Genomic DNA, 13,270 nt, shown 5'->3' with positions numbered 1-13,270 from the left:
TGATGATCCGCCCTGCCGTCGCCGAGCCGGATCAGGATTCCGCGGGCGAGGCGGCCGTAAGGCGGTTCTCCGCCGTGGACGGGCTGCGGGGGGCGGCCGTACTGGCCGTGCTGCTGCACGACACCGGCGTGGGCGGACGGTGGTTCTCCTGGAGCGGCGCCGGCGTCGACGTCCTGCTGGTGCTCGCGGGGTTCCTCACCACCCTGCCTCTGCTCCGCAGGGCGACGGCAACCGGCAGGACCGGCGTCCTGGGCTTCCTGGCCCGCAGGACCAGGCGGCTCCTCCCCGCCCTCGTGGTGTCGCTCGCCCTGACCTTCACGGTCTTCTGGACGCTCGGCTCGCCCCGGATCGTCCGCGACCTCGCACGCCCACTCCCGTCGGCGCTGCTCGGCTACGGCGGCTGGACCGACTGGCTCCACGGACGCCCCCTGGACACGGTCCCCACCACGGCGGCGCCGCTCGCCCCCCTGTGGCTGTTCGACCTCACCGCACGCTCCGTCCTGGCGTGGTCCCTTCTCCTGGCGGTCCTCTGCCTCCTGGCCCGTCGCAGACTCACCGGCGTGGCACTGGCCGCGTCCCTGCTCACCGGGGCGGCGGTGGTGGCCGCGGCCCGTGGCATGCTGCCCGGCACCGATGTCGTCCCCGGCCTGCAGGCACTCACGGTGCCGGCCGGCGCCGGTGCCGCCTGCCTCGTCCACCTGGCCGAACGCGGCGGACGCGCGCCGTCCCGCCGGGTCGCCGTACTGCTGACCGCGACCGGCATCGCCGCGGCGGCGGCCTTGGTGGTGTCGGCGGTCCTCCACGGCGGTGGACAGGGCGAGCGCCGGTACCTGGCCGCGGCCGTACTGTCCGCGGCGCTCCTGACGGCGGCACTCTGCGGCGGCCAGGGCCCGTTGGCGAGGCTGCTCTCCACCGACCTCCTCGCCGAGGTCGGCCGGATGTCGTACAGCCTCTTCCTGCTGCACCTCCCCGTGTACTGGCTCCTGCGCCGCGGCCAGCCCGGCCTCAGCACCCTCGCCTTGTTCCTGGTCGGAGCCGCGGTGACCTGGTTCCTGTCGCTGCTCGTCCACTACCTGCTCACCGAACGCCTGGCCGGCCGACGCCGGCGTCCCGACCCCGTCACAGTTTCCCGGTCCGCTGTGTGAGCGCGGCGCAACCGAAGTTCCCACGGGGTCTAACAGGTCGGAAACCGACCGTCACGGCGGTCGGTCTAGCTTCGTGACATGAGGGTGTGGACGCCATCTCGGCCGGTGCTCGACAGGCTCGGTGCGCTCGGCAACGACGGTGCGGGCAGGGGCGGTTCAGGGCGCCTCCACCGTGACCGAACGGCACCCGCCCGCCGCCCGCTGCCCGGCTGGCGCAGCATCAGAGGCCGGGTGGCGGTGGTCATCACGGTCCCGATCTGCCTGCTGCTGGCGGTCGCCGGTCTGGCCGTGTACGACCGCGCCGAGGCACTCGGTGACGCCCGGACCACCCGTGCCGAGGTGGGCCTCAGTCTGCGGGTCCAGGAGCTGGTGCATCAGCTGCAACGCGAACGCGGGCTGACGAGCGGTCTGTTGGGCGGCGAGCAGGGGTTTCGCACGCAACTCGCCGCCACCCGTGGGCGCGTGGACACCGAGCTGCGTGGAATGCGCTCCGAACCCGCCGTGGAGGAGGTCGTCGAGCGGCATCTGCGGCGCCTCGCGGCCGTCCGCGCCACCGCCGACAAGGACACCGCCGTCCCCGCCCCGGCCGACCGGCACATCGGCGGCGAGGACACCGACCGGACCACCTCACTCGCCTTCTACACCGCCGCCATCGACGCGCTCAACGCCGTCGACCCGGTGGCGGCGACCGCGACCCGCGCCGACCGGCCGCTGAGCGACGGTCTGGCGGCGTTGCGGGAACTGGCCGCGGCCAAGGAGTCCGTCGCTCTGGAACGCGGTCTCCTCAACGGCGTGTTCGCCGAGGGGGCCTTCCACGGCCGCGAGTACCTCGCCTTCACCGAGGTGCGCGCCACGCGCGTCGCCGCCCTGGCCCGCTTCCGCCAGGTCGCCACCGCTCCCCAGCGCGCCGCCCTGGACAAGGCCTTCGGCACCGCGGACGCCGAACGCGCCGCCCGCTACGAGAACCAGGCGGAAGGCGCCCCCGACGGTTCCGCCGTGCGTGCCGACCCCGGCACATGGTGGCAGACGATGACCGTGCTCGTCGACGATCTGCACACCGTCCAGCGGTCGGTCGGCGACGACGTACGCGGCCGGGCCGACCGGCTGAGCCATGACGCCGAACTGGGCCTTGCCGCCTGGCTCGGTGCGGGAGTGCTGGTGGCCGCCCTGGTCGCGGGCGTCGCCGTCTTCGCGTCCCGTTCCCTCACGCGCCCGCTGCGCGAACTCGCCGCGGCCGCCCACGACGTGGCACGGCACCGGCTGCCCGAGACCGTCGCCCGTATCCAGCGGTCTCCGCAGGACCAGGTGGGCGAGGTGGGCCAGGTGGACCAGGTGGAGCTCCTGCCTCCACAGGAGGGGCCGGACATCCCCGGTGCGCGGCCGTTCGGCGGGGCGGCGGAGATCGCCGAGGTCGCCGCGTCCCTGCGGCAGGTGGAACACACCGCCCTCCATCTGGCCGCCCAGCAGGCCGGCCTGCGCCGCAACACCACCGAGTCGCTCGCCAACCTCGGCCGCCGCAACCAGAACCTCGTACGCCGTCAGCTCGGCCTCATCAGCCGCCTGGAACGGCAGGAACTCGACCCGGACGCCCTCGCCGAACTCTTCGAACTCGACCACCTCGCCACTCGGATGCGGCGCAACGCCGAGAGCCTGCTGGTCCTCGCCGGGCAGAATCCGCCACGGCCCACGGCGGCACCCTCCGAGGGCATGGAGGTCGTCCAGGCCGCCGTCGCCGAGGTGGAGCAGTACCGCAGGGTGCTGATCGCGACCGTGGAGCCGGTGCGGGTGCGCGGGCACGCGGTCGCCGATGTCGCCCACCTCCTCGCCGAACTCATCGAGAACGGGCTGAACTTCTCGCCGCCGACCGAACCGGTCGAGGTGCATGGCTGGTACGACGCCGACGACGACACGTACAGCTTCGCCGTCGTCGACCACGGCGTCGGCATGTCGGACGCCGACAAGGAACACGCCAACGCGCTTCTCTCCGGGGCCGGCGAGGAAGCCGTCCTCGCCGCGCCGACCCGGTTCCTCGGTCATCTCGTCGTCGGCCGCCTGGTCGACCGCCTCGGTGAAGGCGCCCAGGTCCACCTCTTCGACACCACCGGCGGCGGCCTGTCCGCGCTCCTCGTCCTCCCCGGGCGCGTGCTCGCTCCCGCGCAGGCCCTCCCCGCCACACCCCCGCCCACCAGACCCGCGGTCTCCGCCCTCCTCAACGGTTTCCGTGCAGGTGTCGCCCGTGCCGAGGCCAGAAGCACCCAAGGAGTGTCATCGTGACCACCGCCGTCCAGAGTTTCGGCTGGCTCATCTCGGAGTTCGTACGCGCCACCGACGGCGTCACCGACGCCGTCGCCGTCTCCTCCGACGGCCTGCTCATGGCCGCCTCGGACAGCCTCGGCCGAGATCGGGCCGACCACCTGGCCGCCGTGGTCTCCGGCATCACCAGCCTCGCCCAGAACGCGGCGACGGCACACGGCTTCCACGGCATGAAGCTCGTCATGATCGAGATGTTCGGGGGTTTCCTCATGGTCGGCCGCATCCGCGACGGCAGCTGCCTGGGCGTCCTCGCCGCCGAGGGATGCGATGTCGGCCTGGTCGGCTACGAGATGTCCGTCCTCGCCGACCGCGCCGGCGAACTGCTCACCCCACAACTCATCCGCCAACTCCACTCGGCACCCGTGACCACGGGGTAGTCACGGCTGTCGGGCCGTGCGGTGGCGGTGGGTCGTGTACGGCGGCCCGCCCCCGCACCATCGTCGGCGTCGGCGTCGGCGTCGGCGTCGGCGTCGGCACGGCCGTCTACGTCACCCTGCCCTGTGGCCTGCCCGAGTCAGCTGTCGCGGCCGCTGTGGCCAGGCCTGGGCCGGAAGGTGCGTGCTGTCATCTGTGTGGGAACAGGCGGCCCAGCGCCAGCTGTGCCGTGCGCGGCCAGTCGGCCCCAGTTGCCCGCGGTGTGCCGGGGCGACGGCGTGGCACGCGGACCCGCAGTGCCCCGGGCGCGCTGCGGCACACGACGGGCGACGGCAGAACGACGTGCTCTCCGTCGATGCCGACCGGGATGGTGCCCGTGTCGCTTTCGACGACGACTTCCCCGGCGTTCAGCCGTATGAGCTGCCCGGAGCGCGGGCCGCGCACGAGGCGGGCCGCCTGAGCGGTGTTGCCGACCCGCACGCACACCACGCCGAGGAGGCCCGAGTCCAGCCGTTCCCTGCGCCCTGGACGGGCTGCGTCGACGGCGCGTCCGTAGGGATTGTTGCTGACGAGGAGTGCCTGGAGCCCCTCGATGTGTGTTCCGTCGGCACGCGCACGCAGTCCGGGCGCGTCCTCGCCGGTGAGGAGGCCGGGGAGGGTGCGCAGGGTCGTGCGGGTTTTGGCGTCCCGGTATGCGGGGTCGGTGACGACGGACGCGTACATGCCGAACGAGGCGTTGTTGACGAAGACGCGGTCCGCGGCGTACCCGAGGTCGACGCGGAGTTCGACGCCGTGGGTCAGGGCCTCCAGGGCGGCCGCCGGATCGTTGCGGTCGAGGCCGAGATCGAGGGCGAAGTGGTTGCGGGTACCGGCGGGAATCACCACGAAGGGGAGGTCGTGGTGTGCCGCGATCTCGGCCACCAGCGCCTGGGTGCCGTCGCCGCCGGCCACCGCGAGGAGGTCCGCCCCCTCGGTGACGGCCTGCCTGGCCAGGTCGGCGACATCCCGGCCTCCTTCGAGCAGAACCACCCGGCAGCCGGCCGCCTGGGCTTTCTCCACCAGGTGGAATCGGCCCACCTTGCCGCCGCCGGAGCGCGGATTCATGAGGATCCAGGGACTGTGGGGTGCCTCTGAGACAGCGTGTTCGGACTGTTCGGAGGGGGTGGGCCCGGCACCGGGACTCAGGGCCGTGCGTGCCGCCGTGACGGCCAGCAGCCACAAGGCCAGGGACAGCAAGGCCGGCCCCAGCATGCCGGACGCGGCATAGAGGGCGAGGACAGCGACCGGCGCGGTCACCGACAGAACCGCCCCGAGGGCGCGCAGCACGCCGGTGTGTGCCAGGGTCCACCAGACACCGACGGCGGCGAGCGCCAGTCCGGCGACGCCGGCCAGCGCCCACAGCACGCTCCGCAGACCGGCGGCGACGAGCGGCACCAGGATGCTTCCCAGCAGGGCGAGCACGGCGAGACGGGCCCATCCGGCCCTGCCCTCGAGTGCCGTCGGGGCTCCTGCATTCCGCGATCCCCTCGTGCCACCGCCGTGTGATCTCACGGCGACCGCGCCCGGTGTCAGCGACCGGAGGTGTGCGAGGTGGAGCCCGCGTGCTCCGCCGGACCGTGTCCGGCCAGGACCAGCTCCTTCGCCCTGCGGAACTCCTCGTCCGTGATGTCGCCGCGGGAGCGGATCTCGGACAGCCTGGCGAGCTCGTCGACGCTGTTGGTCCCGCCGCCGGCCGCGGTCTGCCTGATGTAGGCGTTGAACTCCTCCTGCTGCGCACGCGCCTGCTTGATCTCCCGGCGGCCCATGTTCTTGCCGCGGGCGATCACATACACGAACACGCCCAGGAAGGGCAGGACGATGCAGAACACCAGCCAGCCGGCTTTCGCCCAGCCGTTCATGGTGTCGTCGCGGAATATGTCGGTGATGATCCGGAAGAGCAGGACGAACCACATGATCCACAGGAAAAACAGGAGCATGGTCCAGAAGGCGCTCAGCAGCGGATAGTCGTACGCCAGGTAGGTCTGTGCGCTCATGTCCGTCCTCCGTCCCGAGCGTTCGCCCGGTCGCGGGTGTGTGCCGTCATCAGCGTGCCCACGGCAAGCGCCGGGCGCCTCACCCGACGCGGGTGAGTGTGCGCGGCAGTGGCACACCATCGGCCGACGCGCTCCTCCCGTCGGATCAGGAGGGGGCGCGCTCCCCGCGGCTGCGGAGAGCGCGGCTGCGGGGAGCTGCGGCCGTCCGGTACCAGGAGGTGGAGGCGACGTACTCGCCGAGGGCCAGGCCCGAGACGGGCACCAGGAAGACGACGATCAGCCAGGAGAGGAACGTGAAGACGGGGCCCAGGGGACCGAACTCATCCAGGCTGCGTTCCATGGCCGCGGGCATCAGCACGCGGGCGGCCCCGCTCAGCAGGTCCGTACCGGCACCGGCCAGCAGCGCTCCCGGCAGCAGGCTCCGCCAGCCGATCCGGCCGCCCAGCAGCAGACGCTGGGACCACCACCACAGCAGCGTCGCCGAGAGCAGGGACAGCACCAGCCCGGTCACCGCGCCGGCGCCGAACCCGCTCCGCAGCGGTGCCTGGAGCAGGAGGAAGGCCATCCAGACGATCAGCCACAGCAGCCAGCGGGAGACCGCGGTCCGCACCGGGGCACGCGGCAGGTGCCAGCACCGCTCGCACACCGCCTGAAGAGCCCGGCTGAACGCCGTGGCCGACACCAGTGTCACCACCACGCCCACGGCTCCGGTGGTGTTCCGTGTCGTGCCGGTCGCGGAGAAGACCTCGCGCATCTCGTCGAGGGTGTCACCCCGTATCCCCAGAACCGCCCGGAGAGAGTCGGCAAGCAGGTCCTGCATCCACCCCGGGGCGAACGCCGCGACGGTCATCAGCAGCGGGAGCGCGGTGAGGAACGCCTGCGCGGCCAGCCGTACGGAGCCCTCCACGACGTTGAGCGCCGACAGGCGGGACAGCAGCCGGGCCGCGCCCCCGGACCGCAGACCCGCCGCCACCCGCGCGGCCGTGTGCCCGCGGGACGCGTGGCCGAGGCCGGGTTTGCCGACCATGACTCACGGAGCCACCCGTCCCGTGGCCTGGTCCGCCGCCGCGAGGAGCACGGGCGACTCGGACGTCGGCGGCGCGCCGGTCTTCCCGTACCCGTCGGTGTCGCAGACCGCCTCCTGGACCCGGGCCGCGACGACGGCCAAGGGCGCGAGCGACAGGGCCGACGGGAGGAAAACCGCGGAGCCGGCCCGGCGTACCACCGCGTGACGGCGCAGCCGCTCAGGTTCCGCTCGCTCCTCTTCGGCTCGTTCCTCGGCGGTCATGACGTGCTGCCGGTTGACGTCTTCGCCGGAGTCCGGCGGATCCGCGGGCGGGGCCGGGTACATGGAATCTCCTCTTCGCGTGCGCCGCCGCGGTGTCAGTCCGTCGGGGCGGTGGAGGGCGACCCTGTGGGGCGCGTCTCGCGAAGTGCGGCCCGCCATGCGACGGCGACCACCGCCTCGGCCAGGCCGAGCAGGACGAGCCACAATCCGAGCAGCCGGGTCAGGGCGCGGGCCGACTCGGCCGGCAGGGCGAGCACCACGATCCCCGCGACGATGGCGAGCACCGCGACGCCCACGAGGACGCCACGGTGGGGCAGGTCCTCGGCGGCGACGGTCGTGTAGAGGGTGAGGATGCCGGACACGAGCCACACGACCCCGGTGATCAGTGAGAGCGCGGCGATCGTCTGTAGCGGGTTCCGCAGGCACAGCACGCCGGCGAGGACGTACAGCACGGCCAGGAGCAGCCCCGGGAGCCGTTCGTGTCCCTCGCGTGCGAAGACGTCCACGAACCGGAATGCGCCGGTCACCAACAGGTGCAGCCCGATGAGGACCGCCAGGACGTGCAGCGTCGCCTCCGGCCAGACCAGGACCAGGACGCCCGGCACCAGGGTCGCGACGGCCGCCCCCAGGAGCCAGGTCCATGAACGGCCGAGCCGCGCTAGCGGGTCCGCGGGCGACATGGTCATGGCTCCTCCTGGTGTACGAGCACTTGACCGGACCAGGGTCACGCCTGGCGCTCGGCGACCGGCTCACCCACCACGGGTGATCCATCGACGCCCGCCCGGACGGACCGCGCCCGGTGTCCCGTCACTCCGGCAGTTGGCGCATCTCCAGGACCCGCAGTCCCAGTGACTGGCAGCGTGCCAGCAGTCCGTAGAGGTGTGCTTCGTCCACGACGGGGCCGAACAGGATGGTCTGGCCGGACATCGCCACGTGGCCCAGCTCCGGAAAGGCTTTGGCCAGCGTTTCCGAGAGGTGTCCCTCGATGCGGATCTCGTAGCGCACGAGCTGTCCTTCCGACCGGACGTCACGGATCAGTGCTTCAGGAAGATCTTGAAGGAGATGATCAGGAGGCCGAGCAGCAGGTTGACGGTGGCGGTGACGGCCATGAGCCGCTGTGTGGCACCGGCACGGCGTGCCGCGGCCACGGACCAGCCCACCTGCCCGGCCACGGCGACGCACAGAGCCAGCCAGAGGGCGCCTCGTAGGTCGAGCCCCAGGAGCGGGCTGGCGGCCACCGCGGCGGCCGGCGGGGCGGTGGCCTTGACGATCGGCCACTCGTCACGGCACACGTCGACCACGACCCGGCGGTCCGGAGCCCGTTGCGCCAGGCGCGCCCCGAACAGCTGGGCGTGCACATGGGCGATCCAGAACACCACGCCGGTGAGCAACAGCAGCACCACGAGCTGGGCTCGGGGGAACGAGCCCGGGGAGCCGGCGCCGATCACCACGGAGGCCGCGACCAAGGATCCGTAGACACCGCCCGTGTAGTCCGTGCGGGCCCGGCGCTCGGCACGTCGCGCCCCGCGGGCCGTGGCCGGGCCGGCTCTCGTTCCGGTTCTGGTCCTGGGCACGGGTGACTCCCTCTGAACTCAGTGCGTCGCTCCGGCAGGAGCGTCGTCCGGCTTCCGTAGCCGGCCGGCCCGGGCGGTCGGCAGGTGCGGTGTGACCAGGAAACTGGCGAGGGCGATGCCGCCGGTGGCCAGGATCGCGGCTTTGAGGCCGTCGAGTTGCGCGGAGGCGTACGAGTCCGCGACGGCGTCGACCTCGGACGGTGGCAGGCCGGCCCGCTCGGCCGCCGAGCGCACCTGATCGGTGGGGACGAAGGTGATCCCGGCCTGGAGGGCGACACCGACCTGTTCACGGGTCTGTTCGGACAGCTGCGGACTGTCGTCCACCTGCGTGGTGAAGGCGTGGGCCAGCGCACTGATCAGAATGGACCCGATGAGCGCGGTGCCGAGCGCGGAGCCCAGATTCTGTGCCGTGAACTGGAGCCCTCCGGCCTCACTGCGTTCCTCCGCGCCGACGCTGGACTGGACCACGTTGCCCAGCTGCGAGGCGAGCAGGCCGACGCCCACGCCCAGCAGGGCCATGGCTCCGGCGAACTGCGCGTCGTCGATGACGGGGTCGATGGTGGCCAGCAGCCACACGATGGCCGCCGCCAGGGTCGCCAGGGCCAGCCGGACCACCCGGCGCGGCCCCCACACCCGTCCCAGCGACGACGCGGACAGGGAGGTCACCAGCATCGTGGCGGACACCGGGAGCAGGCGCAGACCCGTTTCGAAGGCGTCGAATCCCTGAACCACCTGGAGGTACAGCGGGATGGTGAAGAACAGCCCCAGCAGGATGAGGTTCTGGCTCAGCAGCGTCAGCAGGCCGGACCGCAGCACGGGCCTGCCCAGCAGGGACAGATGTACGAGGGGGTCGGCGCCCTGGTCGTCGCGCCGCCGCTCCCAGTGCCGGAAGAGGGCCAGGACGGCCGCCCCGGCGCCGACGACGAACAGTGTCGGGGCGAAGCCGAGGACGGTGAAGGGAGGGTTGCGGGGCTGTACCCATCCCCAGGTGCTGCTCTGCAGCACTCCGAGCACACCCAGCCCCAGTCCGGCCGCGGAGAGTACCGCGCCGACCCAGTCCAGCCGGGGACGCGGACCGGTCGGGGCGGGTGTCGCGATCACGCGGCGGCACAGCAGGACGGCAACGACGATCACGACCTCGCCTGCGAAGACCAGCCGCCAGGTGAGGTACGTCGTCACCCAGCCGCCCAGCAGCGGGCCGACGGCGATCCCGGCGCCGGCGAGCCCGCCGATGACCGCGTAGGCGACGGCCCGGTCCTTCCCGCGGTACGACTCGGCGACGAGGGCGGCCATGGCCGGCAGCACCATGGCGGCTCCGAGCCCCTCGATGACGGACCAGCCCAGCGTGAGGACCCACAGCGTGGGCGCCACGGCGGTCAGGGCCGATCCCACGCCGTAGACGACCAGCCCCAGCAGGAACATGCGGCGCCGCCCCAGGATGTCCCCGAACCTGCCGCCGATGATCATGAAGGCCGCCATGACCAGTGCGTACAGGGTGATGACGGCCTGGATGGCGGTGACCTCGGTGTCGAAGTCCTCGACCAGCTGGCTGATGGACACGTTCATGACGGCGGTGTCCAGAACCATCAGGAACTGGGCGGTGCCGAGGACGACCAGAGCCCGCCAGTGCTTCACACCGTCCACCTCGCTCGGTCGGCCCGGTACGCCGACGGAGCCGGCCGGGCGGCGGCAGGCACCCGCCCGCCGCTCCTCCCATCGCATCCCGAGCACGCCTTTCCCGCCTCACCCGCCACGGGGGAAGAGCCGGGGCCTGCGATGTCCCGCCGATGGGGCGCCGACCGCCCTCACCGACGTGCGTTCACCACAGCCCGAGGTCGCGCGCGCGGCGCACCGCGTCGCTGCGCCGGTTCACCGCCAGCTTCCGGTACATGCTCTTGAGGTGGGTCTTCACCGTGTTCACGGACACGTAGAGGTCGGCGGCGATCTCCTGCGTCGACATCATCCGGGCCAGCCGCTCCAGGACCTCGAGCTCGCGTCCGCTGAGCTCCACGGCGACGGGCAGCGAGGGCGGGGGTTCCGGGCCGGACCGCTCCCCGCGTCGAGGCGGGCCGGGCGTGAGCCAGCCCGCTGCCAGTTCGTGCAGCGGAGCCGTGGCCAGGAGCGGCCGGAGCCACGTTCCGGCATCGAGGAACGGCCGCCGCAGCCGCTCGCGCCGGGCGTCGAGGAGCGCCTGTGCCACGAGTCTGCGGGCGGCGGCGGTGTCCCCCGTCCGCTCCGCGGCCTGAGCCCTCACCAGCGCCGCCCTCACGGTCACCGCCGGACCCGTACTGCCCCGGGTGTGGATGCTGTCGAGCAGGTCCATGGCCGCCTGGGGACGACCTGCGGCGAGCTGGATCGCCGCGGCCTCCACCGCACACGCCGGCTGGTCGCCCGACATGTCCTGGAGTATTTCGGCGGCTTCGTCCGGCCGTCCCGCGGCCAGGTGGGCGGCGGAGGCGACGAGCGCCGCATGGCTTGTTGCCCAAGGTGAGGCCATCGCGGCGCGGACGGCCGGGTCCGCCGCCTCGACGGCGGCTTGTGTCTTGCCTCTGACCAGCAGGAGGCGAGCTGTGGCGAGGGCTCGTCCTGCCGACGGCACCGGATCCCGCCCGCCCGACGGAAGCTGGGTCGTCTCGTCGAGGAGGGTCTGAGCCCGGTCCAGCTCATGACGGTCGACGGCCACCGCGGCCAGGACCAGCCGTCCGAGGCCGGAGCCGGCCGGCTGGGGCAGGCCGACCCGCTCCGTCTCGGAGACCGCCGCCAGGGCCTTGCGCTCTGCCCGGCCGAGCCAGCCGTTCAGATAGTCGAGCAGGGCGAGGTGCCCCATCGACTCCTCCCGGGGCAGCAGGGTGGAGTCACCGCCGGGAGTGCCGGCCACGGTGGTGAGAGCAGCGCGCGCCTCCTCGAAACGCCCCGCCCACAGACGCGCCGAGCCCACATGGGTCAACAGCAGGGCGGAGAGTTCGGGATGCTCCGCCAGGAGTTGCGCCGGGACTTCGTTCCACAGCTCATCGGCAGCTCGAGCGGCCTTCTCGGCCCGTGGGGAACATCCCGTCAGCCGGGCGGCCAGGGCCTCGAGCAGCGCGCAGCTCAGCTGGGCGGCCGCCCGGTCGGGCGCCACGCCGGGCGCCGTTTCGGACGCTCCGGGGGCCAGCCGCTCCTCGGCGTGGCGCAGTCGAGCCAGACCACGGTCGACGTCGCACCGGGCCAGGTCGCGGGCCGCACGTACGAGGTCCGTGGCGGGGCTGCCGGCTTCGGGCCCCATGCGGGAGAACAACGGGGTCAGGTCGCCCGAGCGCAGGCCCGTGAAGAGCTGGCCGATCGCCAGGTCGTCTATGAGTGCACCGGCGGTGAAATCCCAGTCGCCCGCGGCGGCGCCGTGGGCGAGTGTCTCCGGCAGGAACCCGGAACGACGCAGCCACCGCGCGGCCCGCCGATGGAGTTCCGGCTCCAGCCCGGGCAGGCGTACACGCAGATGGGCCCGGAGTATCTCAGCGAACAACGGGTGGAGGCGGTACCACGAGTGCCCGAGGCGCTCGACGAACGCGTTCGCGTGGTGCAGCCCGACGAGAAGGGGCTCGGCATCGGTCCGGCCGGTCAACGCGTCGGCCAACTCCGGACAGAAGCGCTCCAGGACGCTGACACGCAGCAGGAGGTCCTGCCTCTCCTCCGTCTGCCCGTTGAGGACCTCGGCCAGCAGGTAGTCCGCGATCGTGCTCCGGTCCGCCTCGAACTCCTTCAGATAGCCCTCCGGGTCGGCGCTCTCCCGAGCGGCCAGGGCGGAGAGGCGCAGGCCCGCGGCCCAGCCCCGGGTGCGGTCCACCAGGGCGCGGGCGGCGTGGACCGGAAGGCTCAGACCATGCAGCTCCAGCAGCGCGACGGCCTCCTCGGGGGTGAAGGCCAGCTCGGCGGCGCGGATCTCCGTCAGCTCGTCGGCCGCGCGATAACGGTGCAACGGAAGCAGCGGTTCGGTGCGGGTGACGAGGACGAGGTGCAGATTCCGACCGGCGTGGTGGAGAACGAACTCCAGTTGCTCGGCGATCTCCGGAGCGGTCACACGGTCGAACTCGTCAAGGACGAGGACCACGGGCCGACCGCGGTCGTTCAGCTCGGCGGCGAGCACTGCCAGAAGCCTGCCGTCCACCCGGGAGGCGTCCGCCGGGAACCCGACCGGGCCGGCCGGCAGCGCACCGCTGACGCGCAGGGCCTGAACGACGTACGCCCAGAACACCCCGGGACGCCGGTCCCCCACTTCAACGGTGAGCCAGGCGACCGGCGGCTGCCGTCCGTCGGCCCAGTCGGCCGCCAGCAGGGTCTTGCCGGCCCCGGCCGCGCCGTTGAGCAGCGTCAACGGTGTCCCAGGAGCCTGGTCGAGATGGTCCAGGAGCCGTTGCCGCCGCAGGAACGTGACGGGCCTCGCCGGGAGGGCGAACCTGGTGCGCAGAAACGGATCTCCCAGGGGATCGGAGCCCGGAACCGCCGGAATGACCGGCATGGCCGGTCCTTGAGCGTCCCCGTAGATCTCGGCCACGGCGCTCACCA

The 13,270-nt window shown here is 72.6% G+C and carries 12 protein-coding genes; 3 read left to right on the top strand and 9 right to left on the bottom strand.

Annotated features, from left to right (window positions below):
- Window positions 1–2: 2 nt before the first annotated feature.
- From AB0D34_RS43375 to AB0D34_RS43365, 3 genes are all read left to right on the top strand, one after another.
- Window positions 3–1,145, top strand: a complete 1,143-nt coding sequence (locus AB0D34_RS43375) for an acyltransferase (RefSeq protein WP_362672753.1) — start codon at window positions 3–5, stop codon at window positions 1,143–1,145.
- 78 nt (window positions 1,146–1,223) lie between these two features.
- Window positions 1,224–3,419 (top strand): nitrate- and nitrite sensing domain-containing protein, encoded by a 2,196-nt coding sequence (locus tag AB0D34_RS43370; protein WP_362672752.1) that lies wholly within the window; start codon window positions 1,224–1,226, stop codon window positions 3,417–3,419.
- The gene (locus tag AB0D34_RS43365) at window positions 3,416–3,835 is read left to right on the top strand and encodes a roadblock/LC7 domain-containing protein (RefSeq protein WP_362672749.1); all 420 of its coding nucleotides are present in this window, start codon (window positions 3,416–3,418) and stop codon (window positions 3,833–3,835) included. The genes AB0D34_RS43370 and AB0D34_RS43365 overlap by 4 nt, the downstream gene beginning before the upstream one ends.
- Window positions 3,836–4,022: 187 nt before the next feature.
- Here the strand turns inward: AB0D34_RS43365 and AB0D34_RS43360 are convergent, their stop codons facing one another.
- The 9 genes from AB0D34_RS43360 to AB0D34_RS43320 all read right to left on the bottom strand — a co-directional run bounded on the left by AB0D34_RS43360 (window position 4,023) and on the right by AB0D34_RS43320 (window position 13,223).
- Window positions 4,023–5,294 carry a diacylglycerol kinase family protein gene (locus AB0D34_RS43360; protein ID WP_362672746.1) on the bottom strand — a complete coding sequence of 424 codons (1,272 nt, stop codon included), beginning with the start codon at window positions 5,292–5,294 and terminating at the stop codon, window positions 4,023–4,025.
- Window positions 5,295–5,401: 107 nt separating this feature from the next.
- Complete coding sequence (locus AB0D34_RS43355) at window positions 5,402–5,866, bottom strand: SHOCT domain-containing protein (RefSeq protein ID WP_362672743.1); 465 nt, start codon at window positions 5,864–5,866, stop codon at window positions 5,402–5,404.
- A 145-nt stretch (window positions 5,867–6,011) separates the two neighbouring features.
- The gene (locus AB0D34_RS43350) at window positions 6,012–6,893 is read right to left on the bottom strand and encodes a YhjD/YihY/BrkB family envelope integrity protein (protein WP_362672741.1); all 882 of its coding nucleotides are present in this window, start codon (window positions 6,891–6,893) and stop codon (window positions 6,012–6,014) included.
- 3 nt (window positions 6,894–6,896) lie between these two features.
- Window positions 6,897–7,217 (bottom strand): hypothetical protein, encoded by a 321-nt coding sequence (locus AB0D34_RS43345; protein WP_362672738.1) that lies wholly within the window; start codon window positions 7,215–7,217, stop codon window positions 6,897–6,899.
- 32 nt (window positions 7,218–7,249) lie between these two features.
- Window positions 7,250–7,840 (bottom strand): DUF308 domain-containing protein, encoded by a 591-nt coding sequence (locus tag AB0D34_RS43340; RefSeq protein ID WP_362672735.1) that lies wholly within the window; start codon window positions 7,838–7,840, stop codon window positions 7,250–7,252.
- A 121-nt stretch (window positions 7,841–7,961) separates the two neighbouring features.
- Complete coding sequence (locus AB0D34_RS43335; RefSeq protein ID WP_362672713.1) at window positions 7,962–8,159, bottom strand: hypothetical protein; 198 nt, start codon at window positions 8,157–8,159, stop codon at window positions 7,962–7,964.
- A gap of 29 nt (window positions 8,160–8,188) precedes the next feature.
- The gene (locus tag AB0D34_RS43330) at window positions 8,189–8,728 is read right to left on the bottom strand and encodes a hypothetical protein (RefSeq protein ID WP_362672732.1); all 540 of its coding nucleotides are present in this window, start codon (window positions 8,726–8,728) and stop codon (window positions 8,189–8,191) included.
- A gap of 18 nt (window positions 8,729–8,746) precedes the next feature.
- Complete coding sequence (locus AB0D34_RS43325) at window positions 8,747–10,363, bottom strand: MFS transporter (protein ID WP_362672788.1); 1,617 nt, start codon at window positions 10,361–10,363, stop codon at window positions 8,747–8,749.
- 184 nt (window positions 10,364–10,547) lie between these two features.
- The gene (locus AB0D34_RS43320; RefSeq protein WP_362672785.1) at window positions 10,548–13,223 is read right to left on the bottom strand and encodes a LuxR C-terminal-related transcriptional regulator; all 2,676 of its coding nucleotides are present in this window, start codon (window positions 13,221–13,223) and stop codon (window positions 10,548–10,550) included.
- Window positions 13,224–13,270 lie beyond the last annotated feature (47 nt).

This window comes from Streptomyces sp. NPDC048420, assembly GCF_040651535.1.
GTDB lineage: Bacteria > Actinomycetota > Actinomycetes > Streptomycetales > Streptomycetaceae > Streptomyces.
The sequence above is the reverse complement of the archived record's forward strand: the minus strand, read 5'-3'. Positions and strand labels throughout refer to the sequence as shown.

Excerpts from the sequence above, each read along its gene's own strand:
- AB0D34_RS43375 (WP_362672753.1), top strand. The coding sequence starts at position 3 with ATGATCCGCCCTGCCGTCGCCGAGCCGGATCAGGATTCCGCGGGCGAG.
- AB0D34_RS43370 (WP_362672752.1), top strand. The coding sequence starts at position 1,224 with ATGAGGGTGTGGACGCCATCTCGGCCGGTGCTCGACAGGCTCGGTGCG.
- AB0D34_RS43355 (WP_362672743.1), bottom strand. The coding sequence starts at position 5,866 with ATGAGCGCACAGACCTACCTGGCGTACGACTATCCGCTGCTGAGCGCC.
- AB0D34_RS43350 (WP_362672741.1), bottom strand. The coding sequence starts at position 6,893 with ATGGTCGGCAAACCCGGCCTCGGCCACGCGTCCCGCGGGCACACGGCC.
- AB0D34_RS43345 (WP_362672738.1), bottom strand. The coding sequence starts at position 7,217 with ATGTACCCGGCCCCGCCCGCGGATCCGCCGGACTCCGGCGAAGACGTC.
- AB0D34_RS43340 (WP_362672735.1), bottom strand. The coding sequence starts at position 7,840 with ATGACCATGTCGCCCGCGGACCCGCTAGCGCGGCTCGGCCGTTCATGG.
- AB0D34_RS43320 (WP_362672785.1), bottom strand. The coding sequence starts at position 13,223 with ATGCCGGTCATTCCGGCGGTTCCGGGCTCCGATCCCCTGGGAGATCCG.